The 24622-nt window shown below is 71.0% G+C and carries 21 protein-coding genes; 7 read left to right on the forward strand and 14 right to left on the reverse strand.

The window, feature by feature from the left end:
* Window positions 1–86 precede the first annotated feature (86 nt).
* Window positions 87–2612, forward strand: coding sequence for a glycoside hydrolase family 95 protein (locus tag ODJ79_RS28390; RefSeq protein WP_263026653.1), 2526 nt, complete (start codon window positions 87–89; stop codon window positions 2610–2612).
* On the opposite strand, the gene ODJ79_RS28395 is transcribed toward ODJ79_RS28390, so the two are convergent.
* The 3 genes from ODJ79_RS28395 to ODJ79_RS28405 form a co-directional block, all read right to left on the reverse strand.
* Window positions 2609–3052, reverse strand: a complete 444-nt coding sequence (locus ODJ79_RS28395; protein ID WP_263026654.1) for a hypothetical protein — start codon at window positions 3050–3052, stop codon at window positions 2609–2611. The genes ODJ79_RS28390 and ODJ79_RS28395 overlap by 4 nt on opposite strands.
* A 20-nt stretch (window positions 3053–3072) precedes the next feature.
* Window positions 3073–4521 (reverse strand): flavin-containing monooxygenase, encoded by a 1449-nt coding sequence (locus ODJ79_RS28400; RefSeq protein ID WP_263026655.1) that lies wholly within the window; start codon window positions 4519–4521, stop codon window positions 3073–3075.
* A gap of 171 nt (window positions 4522–4692) precedes the next feature.
* Window positions 4693–5724, reverse strand: coding sequence for an alpha/beta fold hydrolase (locus ODJ79_RS28405; protein ID WP_263026656.1), 1032 nt, complete (start codon window positions 5722–5724; stop codon window positions 4693–4695).
* A gap of 49 nt (window positions 5725–5773) precedes the next feature.
* On the opposite strand from ODJ79_RS28405, the gene ODJ79_RS28410 reads away from it, so the two are divergent.
* Complete coding sequence (locus ODJ79_RS28410) at window positions 5774–7495, forward strand: GMC family oxidoreductase (RefSeq protein ID WP_263026657.1); 1722 nt, start codon at window positions 5774–5776, stop codon at window positions 7493–7495.
* Between the two features lie 168 nt (window positions 7496–7663).
* On the opposite strand, the gene ODJ79_RS28415 is transcribed toward ODJ79_RS28410, so the two are convergent.
* A complete protein-coding gene (locus tag ODJ79_RS28415) occupies window positions 7664–8305 on the reverse strand; it encodes a pectate lyase (RefSeq protein WP_263026696.1) in 642 nt (213 codons plus the stop codon).
* On the opposite strand from ODJ79_RS28415, the gene ODJ79_RS28420 reads away from it, so the two are divergent.
* Both ODJ79_RS28420 and ODJ79_RS28425 read left to right on the forward strand, forming a co-directional pair.
* A complete protein-coding gene (locus tag ODJ79_RS28420; protein WP_263026698.1) occupies window positions 8250–8669 on the forward strand; it encodes a hypothetical protein in 420 nt (139 codons plus the stop codon). The genes ODJ79_RS28415 and ODJ79_RS28420 overlap by 56 nt on opposite strands.
* A gap of 108 nt (window positions 8670–8777) precedes the next feature.
* On the forward strand, window positions 8778–9356 hold the full coding sequence (locus ODJ79_RS28425; RefSeq protein WP_263026658.1) for a MerR family transcriptional regulator: 579 nt from the start codon (window positions 8778–8780) through the stop codon (window positions 9354–9356).
* Between the two features lie 65 nt (window positions 9357–9421).
* On the opposite strand, the gene mmsB is transcribed toward ODJ79_RS28425, so the two are convergent.
* From mmsB to ODJ79_RS28450, 5 genes are all read right to left on the reverse strand, one after another.
* Window positions 9422–10675: a multiple monosaccharide ABC transporter permease gene (gene mmsB, locus ODJ79_RS28430; RefSeq protein ID WP_263026659.1), complete on the reverse strand. Its 1254-nt coding sequence runs from the start codon at window positions 10673–10675 to the stop codon at window positions 9422–9424.
* Window positions 10672–12204 carry a multiple monosaccharide ABC transporter ATP-binding protein gene (mmsA, locus tag ODJ79_RS28435; RefSeq protein ID WP_263026660.1) on the reverse strand — a complete coding sequence of 511 codons (1533 nt, stop codon included), beginning with the start codon at window positions 12202–12204 and terminating at the stop codon, window positions 10672–10674. Before mmsA ends, mmsB begins: the two co-directional genes overlap by 4 nt.
* Window positions 12204–13331, reverse strand: a complete 1128-nt coding sequence (gene chvE / locus ODJ79_RS28440; protein WP_263026661.1) for a multiple monosaccharide ABC transporter substrate-binding protein — start codon at window positions 13329–13331, stop codon at window positions 12204–12206. Before chvE ends, mmsA begins: the two co-directional genes overlap by 1 nt.
* A 404-nt stretch (window positions 13332–13735) precedes the next feature.
* Complete coding sequence (locus tag ODJ79_RS28445; protein WP_263026697.1) at window positions 13736–15154, reverse strand: hypothetical protein; 1419 nt, start codon at window positions 15152–15154, stop codon at window positions 13736–13738.
* A 232-nt stretch (window positions 15155–15386) separates the two neighbouring features.
* Window positions 15387–16229: an ABC transporter ATP-binding protein gene (locus ODJ79_RS28450; RefSeq protein WP_263026662.1), complete on the reverse strand. Its 843-nt coding sequence runs from the start codon at window positions 16227–16229 to the stop codon at window positions 15387–15389.
* Between the two features lie 46 nt (window positions 16230–16275).
* Here ODJ79_RS28450 and ODJ79_RS28455 point away from each other — a divergent pair, with 46 nt between their 5' ends.
* The gene (locus tag ODJ79_RS28455; protein ID WP_263026663.1) at window positions 16276–16821 is read left to right on the forward strand and encodes a TetR/AcrR family transcriptional regulator; all 546 of its coding nucleotides are present in this window, start codon (window positions 16276–16278) and stop codon (window positions 16819–16821) included.
* 341 nt (window positions 16822–17162) lie between these two features.
* Here the strand turns inward: ODJ79_RS28455 and ODJ79_RS28460 are convergent, their stop codons facing one another.
* Together ODJ79_RS28460 and ODJ79_RS28465 are read right to left on the reverse strand one after the other, a co-directional pair.
* Window positions 17163–18014 carry an MEDS domain-containing protein gene (locus tag ODJ79_RS28460; protein WP_263026664.1) on the reverse strand — a complete coding sequence of 284 codons (852 nt, stop codon included), beginning with the start codon at window positions 18012–18014 and terminating at the stop codon, window positions 17163–17165.
* Window positions 18015–18108: 94 nt separating this feature from the next.
* Window positions 18109–19269 (reverse strand): LCP family protein, encoded by a 1161-nt coding sequence (locus tag ODJ79_RS28465; RefSeq protein WP_263026665.1) that lies wholly within the window; start codon window positions 19267–19269, stop codon window positions 18109–18111.
* A gap of 217 nt (window positions 19270–19486) precedes the next feature.
* Between ODJ79_RS28465 and ODJ79_RS28470 the strand changes: the two genes are divergently transcribed.
* Window positions 19487–20461, forward strand: a complete 975-nt coding sequence (locus ODJ79_RS28470; protein WP_263026666.1) for a glycosyltransferase family 2 protein — start codon at window positions 19487–19489, stop codon at window positions 20459–20461.
* Window positions 20454–21581 (forward strand): glycosyltransferase, encoded by a 1128-nt coding sequence (locus ODJ79_RS28475; protein WP_263026667.1) that lies wholly within the window; start codon window positions 20454–20456, stop codon window positions 21579–21581. The genes ODJ79_RS28470 and ODJ79_RS28475 overlap by 8 nt, the downstream gene beginning before the upstream one ends.
* Here ODJ79_RS28475 and ODJ79_RS28480 read toward each other — a convergent pair.
* The 3 genes from ODJ79_RS28480 to ODJ79_RS28490 all read right to left on the reverse strand — a co-directional run bounded on the left by ODJ79_RS28480 (window position 21568) and on the right by ODJ79_RS28490 (window position 24493).
* Window positions 21568–22146 carry a DUF4190 domain-containing protein gene (locus tag ODJ79_RS28480; protein WP_263026668.1) on the reverse strand — a complete coding sequence of 193 codons (579 nt, stop codon included), beginning with the start codon at window positions 22144–22146 and terminating at the stop codon, window positions 21568–21570. The two genes, ODJ79_RS28475 and ODJ79_RS28480, sit on opposite strands and share 14 nt — an antisense overlap.
* A 74-nt stretch (window positions 22147–22220) precedes the next feature.
* Window positions 22221–23636: a hypothetical protein gene (locus ODJ79_RS28485; RefSeq protein ID WP_263026669.1), complete on the reverse strand. Its 1416-nt coding sequence runs from the start codon at window positions 23634–23636 to the stop codon at window positions 22221–22223.
* Window positions 23633–24493, reverse strand: a complete 861-nt coding sequence (locus ODJ79_RS28490) for a hypothetical protein (RefSeq protein ID WP_263026670.1) — start codon at window positions 24491–24493, stop codon at window positions 23633–23635. The genes ODJ79_RS28485 and ODJ79_RS28490 overlap by 4 nt, the downstream gene beginning before the upstream one ends.
* Window positions 24494–24622: the final 129 nt, after the last annotated feature.

Raw genomic sequence — 24622 nt, forward strand, 5'->3', positions numbered from 1 at the left:
AGCTCGAGGAAAGGCCTTTCCTTGGCCGCTGCGTCGCCATACCCTCCATGGATATCGATGTCTGCCGATCCATGCGAGGAGGGGACGTGCAACCACTGACTGACCGGACGGTTTCGCGGCGGGCGGTGCTGGCGGGTACGGGCGCGGCGGTCGCAGGGGTCGCGGCCGGGTCGCCCGGCTGGGCCGAGGCCGCGGAGAATGCCGCGCCGGGCCTCACGCTCTGGTACGACGAGCCGGCCACGGACTGGGAGAGTCAGGCACTTCCGATCGGCAACGGAACGCTCGGCGCGATGGTGTTCGGTCAGATCGGGTCGGAAACGATCCAGTTCAACGAGAAGACACTGTGGACGGGCGGACCCGGGTCGGAGGGCTACGACTTCGGGAACTGGCGGACGCCGCGACCGGGTGCGATCGCCCAGATGCAGCGGCAGATCAACGAGCGGGAGCGGGTGCCGCCGGAAGAGGTCGCGGCGGCGCTCGGGCAGGCCCGGTACGGCTACGGCAGCTATCAGAGCTTCGGAGATCTCACGCTCGCCATGCCGGAGGCGACCGCAACCGGGTATCGGCGCGAGCTCGATCTGACCACGGCGGTGGCCCGGGTTTCCTACCTCGCCGATGGCGTACGGCACGTTCGCGAGCACTTCGTCAGCCACCCGGACCGGGTGATCGTCGTCCGGCTCGGCGCCTCCCGCCCGGGCGAGGTGAACTTCACCGCCGGCATCGTGGTACCCGCCAACCGCACCGCGATGACGACCGCCGCGAACGGCCGCATCTCCGTGGCGGGCGCGCTCACCGACAACGGTCTTCGCTTCGAGGGTCAGATCCAGGTCCTGACCCGGGGCGGCACCCGGACCGACAACCCGGACGGCTCGGTCAGCGTCGCCGGCGCCGACGCGGCGACGATCCTGATCGCGGCCGGCACCGACTACTCCGGCAGATACCCGCAGTACCGCGGAACCGACCCGCATCGCCGAGTCACCGCCGATCTCGACCGGGCGGCCGCCCAGCCGTACGAGAAACTGCTGGCCGCCCACGTCCGCGACCATCGGGCATTGTTCGGCCGGGTGAGTCTGGACCTCGGCCAGCGCATGCCGGACGCGCCGACCGACGAGTTGCTTGCCGGCTATCAGGGGGCGGGCAGCCCGGCGGACCGGGCGCTCGAGGCGCTGTTCTTCCAATACGGGCGGTACCTGCTGATCGGTTCCTCCCGCTCCTCCAGCTCCTCCCGGGAGGATGCGCAACTGCCGGCCAACCTGCAGGGCGTGTGGAACCGATACGACGCCGCGCCGTGGAGCGCCGATTACCACACCAACATCAACGTCCAGATGAACTACTGGCTCGCCGATCCGGCGAACCTGGGCGACACCGCCGGGCCGCTGTTCGCGTTCATCGACGCGGAACGCGAGCCGGGCGCGGTGACCGCCCGGCAGATGTTCGGCGCACCGGGCTTCGTACTGCACAACGAGACCAACCCGTACGGGTTCACCGGCGTCCACGACTGGCCGACCGCGTTCTGGTTCCCGGAGGCGCCCGCCTGGCTCTGCCGGCACCTCTACGACCATTACCGGTTCACGCTGGACCACCGTTTCCTGCGGGAACGCGCCTACCCGGTCATGCGTGAGGTGACCCGTTTCTGGCTGGACGTGCTCATCGTCGACCCGCGCGACGGCACCCTGGTCGCCTCCCCCAGCTACTCGCCCGAGCACGGCGACTTCACGGCCGGCGCCTCGATGTCCCAGCAGATCGTCTTCGATCTGTTCACCAGCGTGGTCGAGGCGGCCGCGCTCGTCGGGGACACCCGATTCGGCAAAGAGGTGGCCGCCGCCCTGCACCGCCTGGACCCCGGCACCCGGATCGGCTCGTGGGGTCAGTTGCAGGAATGGAAGGGCGACTGGGACGACCCGGCCGACGACCACCGCCACGTCTCGCATCTGTTCGCGCTGCATCCCGGCCGCCAGATCTCGCCGGCCACGACGCCCGCACTCGCCGCGGCCGCCGAGGTTTCTCTGCGGGCCCGCGGCGACGGCGGCACCGGCTGGAGCAAGGCCTGGAAAATCAACTTCTGGGCGCGGCTGCTCGACGGCGACCACGCTCACCAGATGCTCAGCGAACAGCTGAGGACGAGCACGCTCGCCAATCTCTGGGACACCCACCCGCCGTTCCAGATCGACGGCAATTTCGGCGCAACCTCCGGCATCATCGAGATGCTGCTGCAGAGTCACGGCGACGAGGTGCACATCCTGCCCGCGCTGCCGGCGCGGTGGCCGGACGGGCGGGTGAGCGGATTGCGCGCCCGCGGCGATCTGACCGTCGACATCGCGTGGGCGGCCGGCGCGGCCCGCGAAATCACGGTGACCGCCGGTCGGGCCGGCCGAGTCACGCTGCGCAGCCCGTTGTTCGGTGCGGCTTTCCGATTGACCGACGCCGATTCGCATCGCACGGTCGCGGCCACCGGCTCCGGCTCCGGGCCCGCGCCCTGGTCCGGCTCCGGGTCCGGGCCCGGCTCCGGCTCCGGGTCCGGCTCCGGCTCCGGCTCCGGCTCCGGCTCCGGGGAAAGCGTCACCTTCGGCACTCGCCCGGGCGGGCGGTACGTCGCCACCGCGGAGGGCTAGCAGCGGGCCGGATGCACCGGGGACAACTCGTTGAAGACCGGTTGAGGTGAGTACTTCACGACGTGCCCGGCCGAAAGGTCGTCGTAGGGAATGTCGACGACGTAGCGGAAATTGGTCCACACGTCGACGCTGATGGGCCAGGTGAGAGTGTCGAGCCGGGTCAATTCCCGGAAGCCCGGCGGGCTGACCCCCACGGTCACCGTCGGGGTCGCCGCGGCCGGTTTCGTGCCGGCCGAGGCGGCCCACAGTGTCTGCCTCGGCGCGACTCCCGAAACGGCGACGTCCACCCGACTCAGATAGCTGTCCTCGTCGCATTGGCCGCCGATGGTCAGCACCACCCTGCCGTCGACCAGTTGGGCGGTCAGCCAATCCTCGTCGCCGGAGCAGGCCGCGACCAGCGCGCAGACCAGCAACAGCAGCACCGCGGCTCCCCGTCGCATGGCTGTCACGCTAACAGCCGTCAATACGGAACGGACTCGTTCGTTATCGGAGCGTAGTCAGCGACGTCGAGCCGGGCGGTGCGGCGGCGGTATTCGGACGCCATTCCCGGCCAGTTCGTGACGACCCGGCCGGTCGCGGTCCGGTACCAGCTCTGGCAGCCGGTCCACACGCTGCCGGCCAGCCGCCGCTGCATCTCGTCGTCGTACGCCAGCGCCCGTTCCCGCCGCACCTCCAACGGCCTGCCGGTCTCGGCGATCCGGCGCACCGCCTGCGCCAGATACCGGGCCTGGGACTCGTGGAAGTAGATAACCGAGGTGTTTCCCGTGTTCGTGTTCGGGCCGTACATCAGGAACAGGTTGGGAAAGCCCGGAACGGCGACACCCAGATACGCGTACGCCCCGTCGCGCCACTCGTCCTGCAATAAGCTGCCGCCCCGCCCCGTGATGCGCATCGGCGCCAGGAACTCGGTGGCCGCGAAGCCCGTCGCGTACACGATGAGGTCGCAGCCGTGCAGTTCGCCGTCGGCGGTGCGAATGCCGTCGGCGGTCACCTCGACGATTTTCTCGGTGACCAGACGAACGTCCTCGCGCGCGAGGGTCGGTAGCCAGTCGCTGGTGAACAGAACCCGTTTGCAGCCCATCGGCTCGGCCGGCGTGACCCGCGCCCGGAGCGCGCGATCCCGCACCTGCCATCGCCGTTGCGCCGTGGATATCCCACGCAACAGCAGGCCGGCCGCTCGATTCCCGGTCACCGCCTTCCCGGTGACCACCGTCATTGCCCAGGTGCCGGCGCGCGGCAGGCGCATCAGGCGCGGCATCATCCGGTACGCAGCGCGCCGCCCGGCCCCGTACCGCCGATTGGGTTTCGGCAGCGTCCACGGCGCGCTGCGCTGGAAAACGGTGACGCTTTCGGCGGAGCCGGCTATCGCCGGGACGAGTTGAATGGCGCTCGCCCCGGTGCCGACGACCGCGACCCGTTTGCCTTCGACCGGCCGGCTCGAATCCCATTGGGCGGTGTGCAGGGTGGGACCGGCGAAGGTTTCGGCGCCCGGCAACGACGGCACGACGGGCCGGCTCAACTGGCCGACGGCCGGCACCAGCACATCGGCCTCGATTTCCTCGCCGGTATTTGTACGCAGCCGCCAGCAACCGTCCTTTTCGTCCCAGCAGGCCTCGGTGACCTCGACGCCGAGCCGCACCTTCTCGCTGACGCCGAGCCGATCCGCGGTCCGCCGCAGATACTCGAGGATCTCGCCGTGCGGCGGGAAGCGACGCGACCATTCCGGATTCAGCGCGAACGAGTACGAGTAGAGCGGCGCCGGAATGTCGCAGGCGCATCCCGGATACGCGTTGTCCCGCCACACGCCGCCGATCCGGGAGGCCTTCTCCAGCACCACGACATCGCGATAGCCGGCCTTGAGGAGCGCGTCGGCCGCCGCAATTCCCCCGAACCCGGCTCCGATGATCACTACCCGAGGTTGTGTCATGTCTGCCGGCTGTCGACGGCAACTGGCTCATTCAGAGCGGTGTCGCGGGGCTGGCTCATCGCGTCCCCCTCTCCGCGCGCCAGGGCGGCGGCACGATTCTTGCGCCGAACGTAGCAGCCTGTTGGCACCCTGCCAATAGCGCCCCGGGCGGGGTCAGGCCGCTTCCAGGAGCAGGCGCGCGCACGCCTCCGGGTCGTCCGCGAACGGCAGGTGTCCGCAACCGGGCAGCCGAACGTGCCTCGCGTTCGGGAGCACCTGTCGTGCCCGGCGCGCCTGCCGCCTGGGCAGGACGAGATCGCGGTCGCCCCACGCGATCGTGATCGGCACGCCGGTGATCGCCGAGGTCACCCGCCACTCCCCCAGCCGACGCCGGGCCGTCGCGAAGCCGGGCGCGGTCACCAACGCGCGGGCGTCGGCGAGGCAGTCCTCCGGCGCGAGGGCGGCGGGGTGACCGTAGAAGACTCCGCACAACGCCACCCGCCCGGCGCGGGTGGCGAAGAGACGCGGAAGGGCCGGGCTCAGCGTCGTGCCGCCGGCACGTGCGGCCGACACGACGGTACGGCACCAGGCGGCACCAACCGCACCGAAGAAGCCGACCGGCGAGAACGCGACCACCGACCTTGCCACGCCACGGCGAGCCAGTTCGAGCGCGACCCCGCCACCCAGCGAGCTGCCGCCGATCGTCGGTCGCTCCACGCCCAGCTCGGTCAGGAACTCGCCCACCCGATCAGCCAGCTGCGGAACCGATCCCGTCCCGCTCAGCCCACCGCCGGAGACTCGCTCCGGCCGCCCGTCGGCACCGGCGATGCCGGCGCCGGAAGCAGCAGCCATGCCGCCGTCGGTGGTGACAGCCATGCCGGGGTCGGAGGTGACAGCCATGCCGGGGTCGGAGGTGACAGCCATGCCGGGGTCGGAGGTGACAGCCATGCCGGGGTCGGAGGTGACAGCCATGCCGGGGTCGGAGGTGACAGCCATGCCAGCGTCAGAGGGGACGGCGAATCCGGCATCGCTTATGTCGGCAATTGCGTCGTCGGGGGCGCTGGCGCCGAAGCCGGGCAGGTCGAGGGCGATCACCTCGTGGTGCTCGGCGAGCCGGGCGAGGATCGGGTTCCAGACCTGCCAGCGGCTGCCGATGCCATGGATCAGCACGATCGGGCTGCCGGTGCCGCGTCGATGATGGTTCACCGCTCCTCCACTTATTGACATGTCGCCAACAACGGTGCCACCGTACGCCATGACGTATGACTTTGACGTCGTCATCATCGGCTCGGGCTTCGGCGGCAGCGTCAGTGCGCTACGCCTGACCGAGAAGGGTTATCGGGTCGCGGTGCTGGAGGCCGGGCGCCGTTTTGCCGACGACGAGTTCGCTCAGACCTCGTGGCGGCTGCGCCGCTACGTGTACGCCCCGGCGCTCGGCTGCTTCGGCATCCTCCGCCTGACCCTGCTCAAACACGCGCTCATCATGTCGGGCGCGGGGGTGGGCGGCGGCTCGCTCGGCTACGCCAACACCCTGTACGAGCCGCCGGACGCGTTCTTCGCCGATCCCCAATGGTCGGCGATCACCGACTGGAAGGCCGAGCTCGCCGGCGCCTACGACCAGGCCAAGCGGATGCTGGGCGTGACGACCAACCCGGTCGAGACCGCCGCCGATCGCGCCCTGCGCGAGGTGGCCGACGACCTGGGCGTGGGCCACACCTACCGCCGTACGCCGGTGGGGGTGCTCTTCGCCGCCGACACCGCAAGTGATCAGAAAAAGACAGCCGCGCTTGCCGACTCGGAAAGCGGAGAGCGAACCGAAGGCGGCGCGGGACGGGCGATCGCCGATCCGTACTTCGGCGGGGTCGGGCCGGAGCGGCGGGCCTGCACCCTCTGCGGCTCGTGCATGACGGGATGCCGGGTGGGGGCGAAGAACACGCTGGTCAAGAACTATCTGTATCTCGCGGAACGGGCCGGCGCCGTGGTCAAACCGCTCACCACGGTGACCGATGTGCGGCCGCTGGACGGCGGGGGCTTCTCCGTGCGTACCCGCAAGACGGGTGGGATCGCGAAGGGTCAGCTCAGCGCCGGGCAGGTCATTTTCGCGGCGGGGGCGCTCGGCACCCAGCGGTTGCTGCATCGCCTGCGGGACCGGGGCAGCCTGCCGAGCATTTCCGAGCGGCTCGGGGAACTCAGCCGGACCAACTCGGAATCGATCCTCGGGGCGCGAACCCGGCGCCGGGATCGGGACTACAGCCGCGGAGTGGCGATCACCTCGTCGATTCATCCGGATGCGAGCACGCACGTCGAGCCGGTGCGTTATGGCCGTGGCAGCAACCTGCTGGCGTTGCTCGGCACCGTGCTCGTGGATGACACGGGTGGGCGGTCACGATTGGTCGCGGGGGCGAAGCAGCTGCTGCGATCGGGTAAGGACCTGCGGCTTGTTCTGTCGCCGCGGCATTGGTCGGAACAGACCATTGTGCTGCTCGGGATGCAACCGCTGGACAACTCGATCACTTTGTATCGGAAGCGGGGGCGGCTCCGCAGCCGGGAAGGGATCGGCGAGCCGAATCCGGTCTGGGTGCCGGCGGCGCACGACGTGGCTCGGCGGGTGGCCGACAAGATTGACGGGGTGCCGCTCGGGTCGATGACCGAGCTGATCGGGCGGCCGGCTACCGGTCACTTCATCGGCGGGTGCGCGATCGGGGCCGATCCCGAGCACGGCGTGATCGATCCGTATCACCGGCTCTACGGGCATCCGGGGGTGCATGTCGTCGACGGTTCGGCGGTGGCGGCCAACCTCGGCGTGAATCCGTCGCTCACCATCACGGCGCTCGCCGAGCGGGCGATCGGCATGTGGCCGAACGCGGGCGAGAACGATCCGCGACCGAAAATTGGCGAACCGTATCGGCGGGTGGACGCGGTCGCCCCGGCGCATCCCGTGGTACCGGCGACGGCGCCAGGCGCCCTCCGCCTGTAACGGCACGCTGCAGCCCGCTCGCTTGGCTTCGGCACGCTGCAGCCCGCTCGCTTGGGTTCGGCACGCGGTAGCCCGCTCGCTCGGTTCGGCCCGCCGGCCCAGAGCTGGGCTGATGGCTCTGGGCCGGCGGGCCGGGGTCGTGGGGCGCCGCCGCGCCCCACGGCCGGTCTACTCGAACGTGATGCCGGTGGCCAGGCAGGCGACGCCGTCCGGGACGTTGCTCGTCTGCGTGGGCTCGCCGCTCGTCACGCCCTTGAACAGGGCACACACGTTCTTCGCGGTACCGCCGACGAGGGTGGCGCCGGTGATCGTCGCGGTGTCGCCGAGGTTCGGGTTGATGCCGACCAGGGTCTTCAGCGGCGCGGTGACGGTCACGTTCGACACCTGGACGTGCCGGGCGAACTGCGTCTTGCAGTTGCCGCACGACCGGTAGAGCTTGCCGACGTCGGTGGCCTGGAAGTCCTTGATGATGAACGTGCCGGGGCCGTTGTGCTGGAACACCTTGTCCGACGCGTGCATCGCGCCGCCGCCGACGACCGTCATGGTCTGCGACGCCGAGGTGCCCTTGAAGGTCGCGGCGTCCTCGCCCACGTCCAGCCACCACACGTTGCGCAGCGTGCAGCTGCCGAGGCAGTGCACGCCGTCCGCGGCCGGCGCGCCGATGATGACGTCGGCCAGCGTGGCGCCGTCGGACAACTCGAACAGGGGGTCCTGGTTTTCGTCCTGGCTGCCGTCGCCGAGGTTTCCCCCGCCGATGAACTCCGTGTTCGCGCCGTCGAACGTCCCGCTGACCTTCCTGGTCGCCGTCAGCGTGGTGGTGCCGGTCGCCTTCGGCCAGACGGTCGCGACGGCGGTGGGCGCCGCAGTCGCGGTGGCGCTGGGAGACGAAGAAGCGGCGGGCGACGCCGAAGCCGTGGACAACGAGGCGGCGGGCGACGCCGAAGCCGTGGACAACGAGGCGGCGGGCGACGCCGAAGCCGCAGGCGGTCCGGAAAACGAGCCGCCAGCTGAGACTGAGCCGCTGCTGCCGGCAAACGCGCTTGCCGTGATCCCGGCCGCAGCCGCCACGGCGATCGCGAAACCGCCGGCCAGCGCCGCCCGCCGGCCGCCGAGGCGGCCGGCCTTCGCGTGCTTCATGCGTGCTCTCCTCCAGATCGACGTGTACGTGATCTAGTGGTTCGAGGCGGCCGGAAGGTTGCCCGGAAATCGAAGAAAGTTGGCCTTGAACCTGACCCGACGTCAGGACCTAGCGTTCGAGACGCACCGCGAAGGGAGGGAACAGATGACCGAGCAGCAGGAATGGCGGATCGGCGAGCTCGCCCGGGCGACCAGGGTGACCGTACGCGCGCTGCATCACTACGACCGTTTGGGTCTGCTGGTGCCGTCGTCGCGGACGGCCGGCGGGCATCGCTGCTACACCGGCGACGACGTGCGCCGGCTGCACACGATTCTCGCGCTGCGCGGCTTCGGCCTTCCGTTGCGGGACATCGCGGCGGCGCTGGCGGCCGGCGGCGAGGATCCCCGGGAGATCCTGCGACGTCAGCTGGCCGAGACCGAGGAGCGCATCCGGCAGGCGCAGCAGGTGCGGATCAGCCTGCTGGGGTTGCTGTCCAGGTTGGACCGTCCGGAGCCGTCGCAATTCGTCACGTTGATCGAGGAGATGGTCACGATGAGCCAGCCCCTGACCCCCGAGCAGATCGAGGAGATGAACCGGACCCGCCGCGAGTGGGCGAGTCAGCTCAGCGAGGAGGAGCTCGCCGAGATGAGCCGGAAACGGGCCGAGGCCAGGGCCGCCATGACGGACGAGCAGCTCGCCGACATGCAGCGGACTCGAGCCCGGCTGATGGGCGCCACCGAGTAAGAGACCGAGTAGAAGAGGGCCCGGCCGGAGAACCGGCCGGGCCCAGGAAAGGGCACCGCAGCGGGTCAGCGCGACGCGCCGGCCCGCCGCTTCGTCCACACGTCGAAGGCGACCGCCGCCAGCAGCACGGCGCCCTTGACGAGCATGACCCGCTCGGACGGCGCGCCGATCAGGCTCATGCCGTTGTTGATGACACCCATGATGAGGCCACCGGTGATCGCGCCGACCACCTTGCCCACGCCGCCCTGCACCGCCGCGCCGCCGATGAAGGCCGCCGCGATCGCGTCCAGCTCGAACTGGTTGCCGGCGGTCGGACCGGCCTGGTTGAGCCGGCCGGCGAAGATGATGCCGGCCAGGGCCGACAGCACGCCCATGTTCACGAAGATCCAGAAGATGATCGACTTGACCTTCACGCCGGACAGCGTCGCCGCCTGCAGGTTGCCGCCGACCGCATAGATCTGGCGGCCGAAGACGGACCGGTTCGCGAGCAGCGAGTAACCGAGCACCAGGCCGGCCAGCAGCACGAGCACCCACGGCAGGTTGCGGAAGCGAGCCAGCTGCACGATCACGAACATGATGACGACCGCGGATACCACGATCTTGGCGACGAACAGCCAGACCGGGTCGACCGCCTGGCCGTAGCGGGCCCGCCCGGCGCGTGATCGCCACTGGGTCACGATCAGCCCGGCCACCGCGATCGCGCCGATCAGCAAACTGAACAGGTCGGCGCCGCCCAGGTACGAGCCGAGCCCGACGTTACCGAGATAGCCGTTGGTGAAGCCGTTGGACAGGGTGCGGACTGCTTCCGGGAACGGGCCGATGCCCTGGTTGCCCAGGATCCACAGGGTGATTGCCCGGAACAGCAGCATGCCTGCGAGGGTGACGATGAAGGCCGGGATGCCGAAGTACGCGACCCAGTAGCCCTGCCACATCCCGATCACCGCGCCGAACGCCAGCGTGATCACGAGCGCCAGCGGCCAGGCCATGTGGTGGTTGACCATCAGGACGGCGGAGACCGCGCCGCAGGCGGCCACCACCGATCCGACCGAGAGGTCGATGTGGCCCGCGATGATCACCAGGATCATGCCGATCGCGAGAATCAGGATGTACGAGTTCTGCACGATGATGTTGCTGATGTTCTGCGGCGCGAGCAAGTCGCCGCCGGTGAGGATCGTGAACAGCAACACGATCAGCGCGAACGCGATGTAGATGCCGCTCTGCCGCAAATTGACGGAGAAACGCCCGCGGCCGGAGGACGGGGTCGACGCCTCCGCGGAGGCGTCGACGGCGAGGTCGGCATTGGTGGGTGCGAGGCTCACTTGCCTGCCTCCTGTCCGGCGGTCATGAGGGTCATCAGGCCCTCCTGGGTGGCCTCGGCGCGCGGCACCTCACCGGTGATCCGCCCGGCCGACAGCGTGTAGATGCGGTCGCAGATCCCGAGCAGCTCGGGCAGTTCGCTGGAGATGACCAGCACGGCCTTGCCCTGGTCGGCAAGGCGATTGATGATCGTGTAGATCTCGTACTTGGCGCCGACGTCGATGCCGCGGGTCGGCTCGTCGAGGATCAGCACGTCCGGATCCGTGAAGATCCACTTGGACAGGACGACCTTCTGCTGGTTGCCGCCGGAGAGCTTGCCGGTGATGCTCGAGACGCTGGGCGCCTTGATGTTCATCGACGCGCGGTATCCGTCGGCGATCCGGTACTCCTCGTTGTCGTCGACCCACCCGCCCCGGGCCAACCGGCCGAGGGCCGCCGCCGAGATGTTCCGCTTGATGTCTTCGATCAGATTCAACCCATAGCGTTTGCGATCTTCCGTGGCGTACGCAATGCCGTTTTTGATCGCGTCACGCACGGACCGCAAGCGGATCTCCTTGCCGTCCTTGAAGATGCGCCCGCTGATGTTCGCGCCGTAGGCGCGGCCGAAGATGCTCATCGCCAGCTCGGTGCGACCGGCGCCCATGAGGCCGGCGAGCCCGACGATCTCCCCCCGGCGCAGCGACAGCGAAGCGCGATCGACCAGCAGACGACCGTGCTGGGTGGGGCTGTGCACGGTCCAGTCCTCGACGCGGAAGATCTCGTCACCGATCGACGGATCGTGCGGCGGGAACCGGTGATCGAGGTCCCGGCCGACCATCCCAGAGATGATCCTGTTCTCGGTGAGGTCGGCGACCGGCGTGGTGCTGATCGTTTTACCGTCCCGCAAGATCGTCACGGTGTCCGCAATCGCCAGGACCTCGTTGAGCTTGTGGGAGATGATCACACAAGTTATTCCGGATTCGCGCAGCCCGCGCAGCAGGTCGAGCAGGTGCGCCGAGTCCTCGTCGTTGAGGGCCGCGGTCGGCTCGTCGAGGATCAGCAGGCGCACCTCCTTGGAGAGCGCCTTCGCGATCTCCACCAGCTGCTGCTTGCCGACACCCAGATCGAGCACCTGGGTGACCGGGTTCTCCCGCAGGCCGACGCGCCGCAGCAGCTCGCCGGCCGCGGCGTTGGTCTTGTTCCAGTCGATGAAGCCGCGGGTCGCCTGCTCGTTGCCGAGGAAGATGTTCTCGGCGATCGAGAGGTTCGACGCGAGCGCGAGCTCCTGATGGATGATCACGATCCCGCGGTGCTCGCTGTCGCGGATACCGCCGAACCGGCAGGGCTCGCCGTCGAAGGTGATCTCACCTTCGTAGTCGCCGTACGGGTAGACGCCGGAAAGCACCTTCATGAGGGTGGACTTTCCGGCGCCGTTCTCCCCGCAGATTGCGTGGATCTCGCCGCGGAGCACCTCCAAGTTCACGTCCGACAGGGCCTTGACCCCGGGGAACGTCTTGGTGATGCTCCGCATCGAGAGGATGGTGTCGCTCATTACCCGAGCTGAGCCTGGGTGTAGTAGCCGCCGTCGACCAGCACCTTCTGGTAGTTGGTCTTGTCGACGATCACCGACTGGAGCAGCATCGACGGGACGACCTTGTTGCCGTTGTCGTAGTCGGTGGTGTTGTTGACCTGGGGCGTCTGTCCCTTGAGGACGGCGTCCGCCATCGTCACGGTGGTCTTGGCCAGCTCGCGGGTGTCCTTGTAGATCGTGGAGTACTGCTCACCCGCGATGATCGACTTGACCGATGCGAGCTCGGCGTCCTGACCGGTCACGACCGGGTACTTCTGCGCCGACGTGCCGTAGCCGTTGCTCTTCAGCGCGGAGAGGATGCCGATCGACAGGCCGTCATACGGCGAGAGCACGCCGTCGACCTTCGCGCCACCCTTGTACGTGGAGGTCAGCAGATCCTCCATGCGCTTCTGTGCGGTCGCCGGGTCCCACCGCAGGATCGCGACGGTCTTGAAGTCGGTCTGGCCGCTCTTGACGGTCAGCGTCTTGTTGTCGATGTACGGCTTGAGGATGCTCATCGCGCCGTTGAAGAAGAACGTCGCGTTGTTGTCATCCGGCGAGCCGGCGAACAGCTCGATGTTGAACGGGCCCTTCGCGCTGCCCTTCGAACCGTCCGCGTTGAGCACCTTCAGACCGGTCAGCAGCGAGGTCGCCTGCTGCACACCCACCTTGAAGTTGTCGAACGTCGCGTAGTAGTCCACGTTCGGGCTGTTACGGATCAGGCGGTCATAGGCGATCACCGGGATCTTGTTGGCCTTCGCGTTCTCCAGCTGGGTGGTGATCGCGGTGCCGTCGATCGAGGCGATGATCAGCAGCTTGGCGCCCTTGGTGATCTGGTTGTCCAGCTGCTGGGTCTGGGTCGGGATGTCGTTCTCGGCGTACTGGAGGTCGACCTGGTAGCCGAGAGCCTCGAGCTGCTTCTTCAGGTTGTCGCCGTCGGAGATCCACCGCTCGGAGGACTTCGTGGGCATGGTGACACCGATCAGTGCGCCCTTGGTGTCGCCCGCGGAAGCCTGCTTGTCGGCAGTCTTCTCGCTGGAGCCACAGGCGGTCAGCGCGGCGGTAAGGACAACGGCGGAGGCAATAGCCCCCATCCGGGAGAATCTCATGGCGCTTAACTCCTTCATCGGGGGCAGCGGCGTGGGTCGAGTGTGAACGCTAACAATCAGCGTGTCAACAGTTCTTGCAACGTCCGCGACATGTTGAAGAAACTTGATCCGCCAACCGCGCCAAGGCGGACAGAGGCCGAATTGTTATCGATAACAGACGGTGGTCAAACGCTTCGCCAAGCGAGACGCGCGATGGCGAAATGAGCTGCATACGCGTACGGCCGCCGGCGCCCCGCGCTGGACCGTGGGTAACCGGGTTCCCCGGTGCGTCGCGACCGTCTGCCGCTGGACCGTGGGTAACCAAGTTCCCCGGTGCGTCGCGACCGCCTACCGCTGGACCGTGGGTAACCAGTTCCCCGGTGCCTCGCGACCGCCTGCCGCTGGCTCCGAGATCGCGACCCGGGTTACCGAAGCCGCCGGATCGCGACCCGGGTGAGTGGGATCAGCCAGGCGGCCAGGCAGGCGAGACCGGCCACCCGGCGGGCCGGATCGTCGCCCGGCCAGGCGCGGACTATCCAGAACGTCGGCAGCGGCGCGAGGAGCCACACCGCCGGGCCGGTCAGCAGGCATGCGGCGACCGGCAGGTAGATGGGCAACGCCAGGGCCTTGTCGGCGGTGGCGCCCTGCACCCGGGTCCGGGCCACCGCGAGCGTGCCGACGGTGACCAGCGGGCCGAGCAGCGCCGCAAGGGCCAGGGCGCCCGCCGCCGACCGGGGCACCAGGCCGGACAGCGGCGCGGCCACGGCCAGCCCGGCGGCGCTGAGCGTGGTCACCAGCGCCAGGCGGTAGGCGAGATAGCGGGTCACGCCCAGCGGCGACACCCGCACCACCGAGAGCGCGCCGCCCTCGAGGTCGTCCAGCACGATCAGCGCGGCGGTCATCCCGAACGAGACCGGCAGATGAACGGCCACCGCCAGGATCGCCAGCGCCGTCGAGTAGGGCGCGAGGTCGACACCCCGGGTGCGCAGCAGCCAGTCGGCCAGCGGCGGGTAGCCGAACCGCAGCGCCGACGCCAGCAGCAGCGGGCTCAGCGCCACCCCGGCGAGCATCGAGTCGCGGGTGACATTGCGCAGGTCGGCGCGGGGAAAGACCAGCCACCGGGGCCGGCCGGGCAGCGGCCGGACATGCGTCGTGACCCGGCCGGGCGCCGCGCCAGCGCCGGACCGCGTGCGCCGATCGGCGAAGCGGAGCGCGGCGACCGTCCACAGTGCCAGGTAGGCGAGGATCGCCACGGCGGGGTACGGCGAGTCCCCGCGCAGCAGGGCCAGCACCCCGGTGGTCGGGGCGACGAACCACACCGGGCCGGTCAGCAGCCCGATCGACACCGCGAGCGGCACGGCGAACAACACCGCCATCGGCCCCGCGAGCGCGACCACGAACCCGACGAACTCGTCCCGCCGCGCGGCCAGGCCCGTGGCGACCGCGAGGAGCAGCAGGCCGCACAGGAGAACCGCGACCATCCCGACACCCAGCTGCGCGGCACGCCGCCCGGCGAGCAGCACCGGCACCGCGCTCAGGGCGGTCACCGCGGCCAGCGGGCCGAGCCGGGCGGCCAGGCGGGCGCCGGGGCTCGCAGGGCTGACGCCGAGCGCGGCCGCCGCCCCGGTGGCGCGATCGGTGACGGTGAGCGCGCCCGCGAACAACGTGCCGACCGTCATCACCTCCACGAACACCAGGTACGGCGAGGCGACCCGGGCGACACCGGCCGGCGCTGCCGCCAGCACGCCTGCCCAGCAGACCGCAAGCCCGAGCACGGCCAACGGCACCCGCTGCCGCCACTGCACCCGCCACTCCCAGGCCAGCACGCCACCCCACCGCCGCATCACGGCCCGACCGCCCGCCACACCGAGTCACGCACGCGGGCCACGCCACGCAGAAGGGCGACGTCGCACGGAAGTGCCCCGCCGCACGGCAATGCCCCGCCGCACGGCAATGCCGCGCCGCGCGGAGCGACACCGCGCCGAGCGACACCGCGCCGAGCGACACCGCGCCGAGCGAAACCGCGCCGAGCGACGCCGCGCCGAGGGACCGCGCCGCCGGCGAAAGGACGCGTGGTCATCCCGCTGCCGCCGTCACGGCGATGAAGACGTCGCCGAGGGCGGCCTCCCGGGTGTGCACCGTCTGCACCCGCCCGGTGGCCAGCAGCGCCAGCAGCCCCGGATCGTCGGTGGCCGGGAACTCCGTCCGCCGGAGCACACCGTCCACAAGCGACTCGGCCACCACCGACGGGCGGCCGTAGGCCAGTCGCAGGTTCCGGGGCGTGTCGATCGCGACGATCCGCCCCGCGCGCATGAAGGCGACCCTGGTGCACAGCTCCTCGACCGCCGGCATGTCATGGGTGGTGAGAAAGACCGTCCGCCCCTGGTCGGCCTGGGCGCGGATCACCGCGCGTACCGCCGCCGCGTTCGCCGGGTCGAGCCCCGAGGTCGGCTCGTCCAGGAACAGCACGTCCGGCCGGTGCAGCAGGGCCCGCGCCAGGTTGAGCCGCATCTTCATGCCCTTGGACAGCGTGGCCGCCCGCCGATCGGCCGCGTCCTGCAGCCCGACCGCCTCGATCGCCTCCGCGGGTGGCATCGGACACCGGTACAGCGCCGCGAAGGCCGCCAGATTTTCCCGCACGGTGAGCTTCGGGAAGGACGCCGGCAGCTCGAACCCGACCCCGATCCGCTCATACAGCCGCCGGCCCCAGGACGAGACCGGCGCCCCGAGCACCGACACCGAGCCGGCGAAGTCGCGATGCTGCCCGGTGAGCACCCGCTGGGTGGTGGACTTGCCGGCCCCGTTGGGCCCGAGCAGGCCGAACACCTCCCCCGCCGGGACGGCGAAGCCGATGCCGGCCACCGCGTCGCGCGCACTCCCCGGATATCGCACCCGGAGCTCCGCGACCTCCAGAGCCATTTTTTGCATCACGATGCAACATTACATCGGAGTGTAAGATCAAGCCATGGGTCTGCGGGAGGAGAAGAAGGCGCGCACCCGGGCCGCGCTGGTCGGCGCGGCCGAGCGCCTGTTCGCCGAGAAGGGCTACGACGGGACCACGGTCGCCGACATCGCCGCGGCGGCGGGGGTCTCCACGCGGACGTTCTTCGGCTACTTCCGCGCGAAGGAGGATGTGCTGTTCGCCGGCGCCGACGAGCGGCTGGCCGCGCTGGCCGAGGCGTTCGGCGAGGGCACCGCCGACATGCAGGTCATCGTCGAGCGGGTGCTGGCCGCCTCGGACGACCTGGCCGGCCCCGACCGGCTCGCCGTCCTCTTCGAGCGCCCCGAGCTGCGCGCGCAGGGGATGCAGCGCCTGATCGCCGCCCAGCGCCTGATCGCCGGCTGGCTGCGCCGCACGTATCCGGACCGGATGGACGCGACGCTGGCCGGGGCGGCGGCCGGCGCCGTCGTGGGCGCGCTGGTCGGCGCCGTCCTGGCCACCGATGCCGAGGAAGAGCCGGCCGATCGCGTACGCCGGGCGCTGGCCCTGATCGCCGGCCTCCTCACATAAGTGCACGCCCGCGCCAGCCCTGATCGCCGGCGTCCTCGCGGGACGACATGTACCGCCCGGGCGTGGTGCCGAACGCAGCCCGCCGAATCAGCCCACCCAGGACCGACCGTGCCGCCCGCCGAATCAGCCCACCCAGGACCGGCCTTGCCGGGCCGGCGAATCAGCAGCACACCCGTGACCGACCGCGTCCGCGTCCGCATCCGCCGGCCGCGCGGCCGGGTGAGGCGTCTCGGCACCGGCAACCCGTCGGTCCGGCGGGAATCCGGCGGTCCGGCGGGAATCCGGCGGTCCGGCGGGAATCCGGCGGTCCGGCGGGAATCCGGCGGTCCGGCGGGAACCCCTCAGTCAGGCGGCGCCACCGTGAGGCCGGCTACCCCGCCGGCGCCGTGGAAGTCGAGCAACCGGCGCAGCGGCGGCGAGACCCCGACCAGCCGCAGCGGCCCGCGGGCGGCCGCCTCGATCAGGATCCGGGAGCCCGCGGTGTCCGCGAAGGCCAGCCCGGACACGTCCACGGTCGCCGCCGGCCCGTCGTCGAACAGGTGCTCGATCATCGTCCGCAGCGCCTCCCGGTTGGACCGGTCGACCTCGCCGGCCAGCCGCAGGCCGTACGGGTCGTGGGTGCGCCGGGCCCGAAGCGAGGACCGCGGCTCGAACGGGACGCGGGCGGCGACCGCGCCCGGGTGCGCCCAGCCGAGCCGGCGCAGGGCGAGCGGGTCGAACCGGCGCCGGTCGTACGCGCAGACCGCGGCCACGTACTCGTCCAGGAAGAACGCGTTGACCTGGGCCTCGTACCACGGCAGCCGCTCGGCCCCGGGCACCCGGCGGCTGGCCCAGGTCATGTCGGCGACCATCCGGATGCCGGGGTAGCCGGCCGCCCGGATGCGGGCGATCTCGCCGCGCCACAGCTCCAGCGTGGCCTCCGGGTCGAAGACGCCACCGGGCAGGTAGACGGCCTCGGCGGGGATCGCCTGCAGCAGGTGCTCCTCGACGGCGGCGCGGCCGTCGACGCCGTGGCGTTCCAGCCCGTCCAGCAGGGCCTCGGGGTCGTCGCCGCAGTAGACCACGCGATGCCGGGCGCTCAGGCCGGCGCGCACGAAACCCGCGATCGCCTCGATCCGGGTGGCGTCGTCGTCGACGGTCCAGCACACATGATCGCCGGGGGCGACCTGGCCAAGCAGCGGTGACCCGCCCACAACTCTCCCCAATCGATGGCGGGTGGCGGGGTGCTGAACCACGGTACCCACAACGCAGGGCGACGGCGCTACCCCGCGAGGGTGACAATCGAGATCAGGTGGCGGACACCCAGGTCGGGTGTGCGGCGGCGAACTGACCGACCGTGTCGTCCTTGGCCGCCTCCAGCAGCTGCAGGCTGTCCGGGCTGAGGATCTCGACCTCGCCGATGCCGGGCACCGACTTCGGGTTGAACTTCCCCTCGTTCGTCTTGATCGTGACCAGGTCGGTCGGCCGGATCCCCTTCATCGCGAACGCCCAGTCCTCCAGCGAGATGCCGCCGGAGTCGACCGTCATGGTCGAGCCGATCGCCTTGATCAGGCCGGGCAGCTTGGTCGGCGAGGAGAGTCCGTCCTTCACCGCCTGGTTGATGATCGCCTTGAAGAACTGCTGCTGGTGACGCTGCCGGCCGTAGTCGAAGTCCTTGTTCGCGAGCAGGTCGCGCTGGCGGACGAAGTCGAGCGCCTCGGCCGGGGTGAAGCAGTGGTTGCCCTTGGCGTAGAACTTCGCGGTCACCCCGCGGATCTTGGCCTTGAGCGTGCCGTCCGGGTTGATCTTGTACGGCGCGGCCGGCTTGCCGGTCTTGTCGTTGATCCCGGCGTGGATCGAGGTGGTGTCCTCGTCCACGTACATGCAGACCTTGCCGAGCACGTTGACCACGTTCTTGAAGCCCTCGAAGTCGATGATCGCGCCGGCGTCCGGGGCGATCCCGGTCAACTCCTTGACCGTGAGGGTGAGCAGCTCGAAGCCGTGGGACAGCGCGGCCGGTCCGGTCAGGCCCCGGCTGCCGAAGAAGAACGCCGAATTGATCTTGTTTTTCCCACCGGCGAACTTCTGCACCCCGTTGTCGTACGCCGGGATCGGCACGTAGCTGTCCCGGGGCAACGAGATCATGTAGCCCGACTCGTGGCCGGCCGGGATGTGCAGCAGGATGATCGAGTCGGACCGGGTGCCCGCGGTGGGCAGCGCGTTCTTCCGCGCGTCGATGCCGACCAGCAGGATGTTCTTCGCCCCGGTGATCGTCGCGTGCTTGACCTTCTTGGCGGCACCGGCACCGAGCAGGTCCTGCTGGGCCACCGTCCGGGTCGCCGCACCCAACGTCGCCTGGATGGCCACCGCCGAACCGCCGCCGACTATCGCCAGCAGGGCGCCGAGACTGATGCACCAGAGGGCCCAGCGGGGACTGCGGCGGCGTCGTGCGCGGGCGGTCCGTCTCAAGGTCATCTCCTTCTGCGCGACATCCTTCCTCGTTAGCTACGGACGTCGGGGCCCCGGAGATCGGTTACCGGGATGGGAGTTTCGTGAGAAATCTCTGGCAAGGTCCTGAGGATTCCGCCCACTTCGTCCCACCGCAGCCCGCCGTTAACCCGCCGTCCGCCTGCCGCACCTATCGTCCGACCGGCTCGCTGTCCCCTTTCGCGTTAGCAGGTCACCCATGTCGACACCGCCGGACGTCAGCGTCGTCATCCCGACGCTCAACCGCCCGGACCTGGCCGTCCGCGCCGTCCACAGTGCTCTCGCGCAGACCCACCGGGCGCTCGAGGTGATCGTCGTGGTGGACGGGCCCGACCCGGCCACCGAGGCGGCACTGGCCCGGGTTCCCGACCCGCGGCTGCGCGTGCTGGTGCTGGCCGAGCGCGGCAAGGCGCCGAACGCGCGGAACCAGGGCGCGCTGGCCGCCACCGGCCGCTGGACCGCCCTGCTCGACGACGACGACGAGTGGCTGCCCCACAAGATCGAAACGCAGCTCGAGCTGGCCGCCACCGCCGGGAAGGCGTCCCCGGTGGTCGCCACCCGGATGATCAGCCGCTCGCCGCGTGCCGACAACGTGATGCCGCGCCGGCTGCCGGCCCCCGGCGAGCCGCTCAGCGAGTACTTCACCGTCCGCCGTGGCCTGTTCTACGGCGACGGCTTCATCCAGACCTCGACGATCATGGCGCCGACCGAGCTGCTGCGCCGGGTGCCGTTCACCGTGGGGCTGCGCCGCCAGCAGGAGCTGGACTGGGCGCTGCGGGCGGTCCGGGAGCCCGATGTCGAGCTGCTCTACGCCGACGAGCCGCTCGTGGTCTGGCATCAGGACGAGGACCGGGACCGGATCAGCCTGCAGAACCCGTGGGAGGAGCAGCTGGCCTGGTTGCGGGCCAACCGGGAGCTGTTCACGCCGCGCGCCTATGCTGCGTTCACGATGAGTGTGCTCAGCTCGATGGCCGCGCCGACCCGCAGCGGGAAGGTGTTCCGGTCCCTGCTCGCCGAGGCGCGCACCCACGGGCGGCCCGGTCCGCTCGACTACGTGACGTTCCTGCAGATCTGGACGTTGCCGCCGGCCGTGCGGGCGCGCGTACGCGACCTGATCGTCGGGCGCTCGGCCAAGGCCGACAAATCGGAGAATTCGGAAAAGGTCGATGCCTGAGCCGCGGGTCGCCATCTGGCGCAGCGCCATGCTCGGCGGCTCCGAGACGTTCGTGCGCAACCAGGGCGACGCGCTCGGCCGCTGGCGGCCGGTCTACGTCGGGGCCACCAAGGTCGACTCGGCGGTCTCCCGGGACAGCGACCTCATCGCGTACCCGTCGCCGGCCGACCGCAACGCCTTCCTCCGGCTGCGCCTGACCGGCGGCTCGCCGCGCCTGCGCCGGCTGCTCGACGAGGTCTCCCCCGCTCTCGTGCACGCCCACTTCGGCGGCGACGGCTGGCTGGTCAGCGGCGAGGCGAAGCGACTGCGCCTGCCGCTGATCGTCACCGTGCACGGCCACGACGTGACCCGACAGCCGGCCGGCACCGGCGCGCACGGCGTCCGCTACCGCCGCAACCTGCGCACGGTCTTCGGCCGGGCCGCGCTCGTCCTGGCCGTCTCCGAGGTGATCCGCTCGAAGGCGATCGGCTGGGGCGCCGACCCCGCCAAGGTCCGCGTGCACTACACCGGTGTGCGGATCCCGCCGGCCCCCGACCCGGTCGCGAAGCAGTGGGACGTGGTCTTCATCGGCCGCTTCGTCGAGAAGAAGGGCGTCGACGACCTGCTGGCCGCCCTCGCCGGCCTGGCGCCCGCGCGCCCGAGGGCGGTGTTCATCGGCGCCGGGCCGTTGCTTCCCGGCATGCGTGCGTACGCCCGGGAACTCGGCGTCGACGCCACCTTCCTCGGCATGCAGCCCCCGGACGAGGTGCGCCGGGTGCTGCTGGCGTCCCGGCTGCTGGCCGCACCGAGCCGCACGGCCAGGGACGGCGACACCGAGGGCCTGCCCACCACGGTGATGGAGGCGGCGGCGCTGGGCCTCCCGGTGGTGTCCACCCAGCACAGCGGCATCCCGGAGGCGGTGGTGGACGGCGAGACCGGGCTGCTCTCGGCCGAGGGCGACCGGGTGGGCCTGGCCGCCAACCTGTCCCGCCTGCTCGGCGACGAGAGCCTGCGCGACCGTCTGGGGCAGCAGGCCCGCGCCCTGATGACGGCGCGGTTCGACCTGATGAAGCAGACCGCCCGCCTGGAGGACATCTACGACGAGGTGCTCGCCGGGGCGCAGCGCTCTACCGGCCGTTGAGGAACTCGAAGGCCGCCTGGCTGAAGACGGAATCCAGGAACCACAGGACGGCCAGGGCCAGGCCGACGTAGCCCAGGACCAGGCCGGCGATCCCCATGCCCCGGCCGGCCTTGGCGCCGTCCTTGGTCTCGTTCAGGCCCAGGTGGCCGAAGACGACCGCGAGGATGCACGGGATGCCGAGGACGCACCAGCCGATCAGCAGTCCGAAGATGCCCAGCACCAGCGAGGCCACCGACCAGTTGGAGGTCGGCCGCGCGGCGGGCATGCCGAACGGCATGTACGGCGGCGGATAGCCGGGAAACTGAGGCGGGTAGGCCGGCGGCGTCTGATAGATCGGGGGCGGCTGGTAAGCCGGGGGCGGCTGGTAAGCCGGGGGCGGCTGATAGGCCGGGGGCGGCTGGTAAGCCGGGGGCGGCTGGTAAGCCGGGATCGCCGGTGGGAGCGGCGGGGGCGCCGCGGTGGGATCGGCCGGCGGAGGATCGACGCTGTTGGTGTGACCGTCCTGGTTGGCTCCGAGGCTCGCGGTGGGATCGTCCGGGGACGGCGGTGTTGCTGGGTGGGACATGACTCTCCGAGACTCGGGCCGGGTGACCGGACAATGCTGCCGGGTGTGATCGTTCCGGGCCAGTCTCCGAACGGCTACGAAGATCGGCCGGTCCGCTGCACGACCGCCCGCACCGCGCGCCGGCCGGCCTTCAGACCGCCGACCAGTGTGTTCGCCGCCCGGCCGGGAACAGTCGCGGACAGCAGGGCGTTCATCTGACGGACCCGTTTGAGCTCCGCGTCCCGGCTCGCGATCGTCCGCTCGTAGAACTCGTGCTTGGCCCGCGCGTCGGCCAGGTCCCGCACCAGCCGGTCCCGCTCGACCCGCAGCTCGCGGATCGACCCGGCGTCCGGGCGCGGCTCGCCGGCCGCCGGCACGGTGCGCGGGTCGAGCTCCCGGCCGGTCATCCCGGCCAGCAGCGCGGTCAGCTCGGCCTCGTCGGCCGGGCCCGGCCACAGGCCGGCGTATCCACCGCCGATCAGCTCGGCGGCCAGCGAGCGCAGCGCCGCCACCGGGGTCGACGGCGCGGCCAGGCCGTGGCATGCCCCGGCGGCGTCGACCACCACCTGACCGGCCGGCACCCCGGCGGCCGGGCCGCCCTGCCAGGCGGTCAGCAACTCGCGGACGGCCGGAAGGGAGCGCCGGCCGCAGGCCGCCAGCACCAGATCCGCCAGGGTGCGACCGGCCGGGACCGGCGTGCCGTCGCCCCGCAGCCACCCGCCGCGGTCCAGCCGCATCGGGCCCGACGGCAGCACGGCGGCCGGCCCGGCGGGAATGTCCCCGGCCAGCAGGATCCAGCCGGGCGCGAGCTGCGCGGCGAGGCCGTGCCGGAGGGCCCCGGTGACCAGCCGGTCGGGGTCGGCGAGCCGCTCGCCGGCCGGCCAGGCGGCGCTCAGCGTGGCGCCGAGGAAGCCCCGCAGGCCCGGGTCGGCCAGCACCTCCGCGCCGAGCAGGGCGCCCGGGTAGGCGGCGTACTCGCGAACCACCGGGCACCCGGCCGCGGCCAGCCGCGAGTGCAGGCCGGCCGGGGTGACCGGGCCGTCGGCGGCCACCCAGTCGGTGTCGGCGGCCTCGGCGGGCAGGGCGAGGAGCCGGTCCAGGCCGAACTCGTTCGGCACGCCGAGCAGCAGCCGCCCACCGGGCTGGAGCACGGCGAGCAGCAGCCCGAGCGTCTCCTCCCAGCTCAGGTCGGGCGCCTCGGGGGTGAGGAGCCGGCCGAGCCCGTCGAGCGCGACGACGGTGTCGAAGGCCGGCTCGGCGGCGAGCTTCTCCAGGCTCCCGCACAGCACGGTGCGGCCCGGTCCGTCGAGGGCCTCGGCGTCGGCCACGCCGCGGACCAGCACCGTGGCGCCGGCCGGGAGCAGCGCGGGGTCGTGCGGGCCGGCCACCAGCGTGCGGCCCGGCTCGCCCGGCAGCAGGGGCGCGGCCAGCGCGGCGGCGAGCGGCGCCGGGCCGTGTGCGCCGGACAGGTCGGACCAGTGCAGCATCTCGCCGCCGATCAGCCGAGTCATCGGGTCAGCACTCCGGTCAGTTCGGCGTCCTCGACGCTGCGGGGCATCGGCCAGCCGAGCAGCCGGCGCAGCTCGGGCGGGGAGAGCAGCCGGTCGGCGCCGAGCTCGTCGACCGCGATCGCGCGGGCCAGGGCCGGGTCGATCCGGGCGCCGTGCAGGCCGGGCCATTCCCGCCGGATGCGCTCCTGGCCGCCGAACACCGGCGTCTCGTTCCGCAGGTGCATCGGGTCGCCGTAGACGGCGGGCTCGCAGCCGGCGAGCGTGCCGTAGAAGATCGCGCTGCACAGCCGGTTCGACGCGACCCGGGCGTGTCTGCGCTGCTCGGCGAGCAGCCGGTAGAGGAAGGCGGGATCGAGATCCTTCCACTGGCCACCGCGGTAGCCGTGGCAGATGACCCGGAAGCCGGCCTGCTCGTACTGCCGGCGCAGCCGGGCCGAGCGGTACTCCTGCCAGTACAGGCAGACCGTGACCGGGCCGGTCTCGGTCGCCCGGATCTCGGCCGTCAGCGCGGCGTGGTCGCCCTCGACGTGCTGGCCCTCCCAGCCGTGGAAGGGGTACCAGATCGTGCCCTCACGCGGCGCCGAAGGATCGATGGGTTCCATCGCGAGCAGGTACGCGAACGGCGCGCCGGTCACGTACAGCCGGCGGCGGCCCAGCGACCAGGCCCGCCGGCGGGTGCGCTCGGACCACAGGAAGCTCGGCACGCCGGGCACGTACTCGTGGTCGGGGGCGAGGCCGTCGCCGATGTTCCACCCGTGCTGGAGGTAACCGTGCAGCCGGGGCGGGTCGGCGTCGTCGAGCCCGCAGTACCGGGCCAGGACGTGGGAATGCCCGTAGTAGTGGTTGGCGTGATGCACGACCCGGCTCAGACTCCCTGCCCAGTTCGACGAGGCCCCATCTCACACCGGCGAGGCGACGCGCCGGGGAACACCGCGTGTCACGAAGTTGAACGCTGCCGCCGGTGAGCGGTGTGCTATCTTAGCGGC

Origin of the sequence: Actinoplanes sp. KI2 (genome assembly GCF_025630775.1) — a bacterium.
Taxonomy (GTDB): Bacteria; Actinomycetota; Actinomycetes; order Mycobacteriales; family Micromonosporaceae; genus Actinoplanes.

What these genes read in the sequence shown, in the direction of transcription:
- ODJ79_RS28395 (WP_263026654.1), bottom strand. Translation starts at nt 3,052, where the DNA reads ATGCGACGGGGAGCCGCGGTGCTGCTGTTGCTGGTCTGCGCGCTGGTC.
- ODJ79_RS28480 (WP_263026668.1), bottom strand. Translation starts at nt 22,146, where the DNA reads ATGTCCCACCCAGCAACACCGCCGTCCCCGGACGATCCCACCGCGAGC.
- ODJ79_RS28455 (WP_263026663.1), top strand. Translation starts at nt 16,276, where the DNA reads ATGGGTCTGCGGGAGGAGAAGAAGGCGCGCACCCGGGCCGCGCTGGTC.
- ODJ79_RS28420 (WP_263026698.1), top strand. Translation starts at nt 8,250, where the DNA reads ATGAACTCCGTGTTCGCGCCGTCGAACGTCCCGCTGACCTTCCTGGTC.
- ODJ79_RS28425 (WP_263026658.1), top strand. Translation starts at nt 8,778, where the DNA reads ATGACCGAGCAGCAGGAATGGCGGATCGGCGAGCTCGCCCGGGCGACC.
- ODJ79_RS28410 (WP_263026657.1), top strand. Translation starts at nt 5,774, where the DNA reads ATGACGTATGACTTTGACGTCGTCATCATCGGCTCGGGCTTCGGCGGC.
- ODJ79_RS28445 (WP_263026697.1), bottom strand. Translation starts at nt 15,154, where the DNA reads ATGCGGCGGTGGGGTGGCGTGCTGGCCTGGGAGTGGCGGGTGCAGTGG.
- chvE (WP_263026661.1), bottom strand. Translation starts at nt 13,331, where the DNA reads ATGAGATTCTCCCGGATGGGGGCTATTGCCTCCGCCGTTGTCCTTACC.
- ODJ79_RS28470 (WP_263026666.1), top strand. Translation starts at nt 19,487, where the DNA reads ATGTCGACACCGCCGGACGTCAGCGTCGTCATCCCGACGCTCAACCGC.
- ODJ79_RS28475 (WP_263026667.1), top strand. Translation starts at nt 20,454, where the DNA reads ATGCCTGAGCCGCGGGTCGCCATCTGGCGCAGCGCCATGCTCGGCGGC.
- ODJ79_RS28485 (WP_263026669.1), bottom strand. Translation starts at nt 23,636, where the DNA reads ATGACTCGGCTGATCGGCGGCGAGATGCTGCACTGGTCCGACCTGTCC.
- ODJ79_RS28450 (WP_263026662.1), bottom strand. Translation starts at nt 16,229, where the DNA reads ATGGCTCTGGAGGTCGCGGAGCTCCGGGTGCGATATCCGGGGAGTGCG.
- mmsA (WP_263026660.1), bottom strand. Translation starts at nt 12,204, where the DNA reads ATGAGCGACACCATCCTCTCGATGCGGAGCATCACCAAGACGTTCCCC.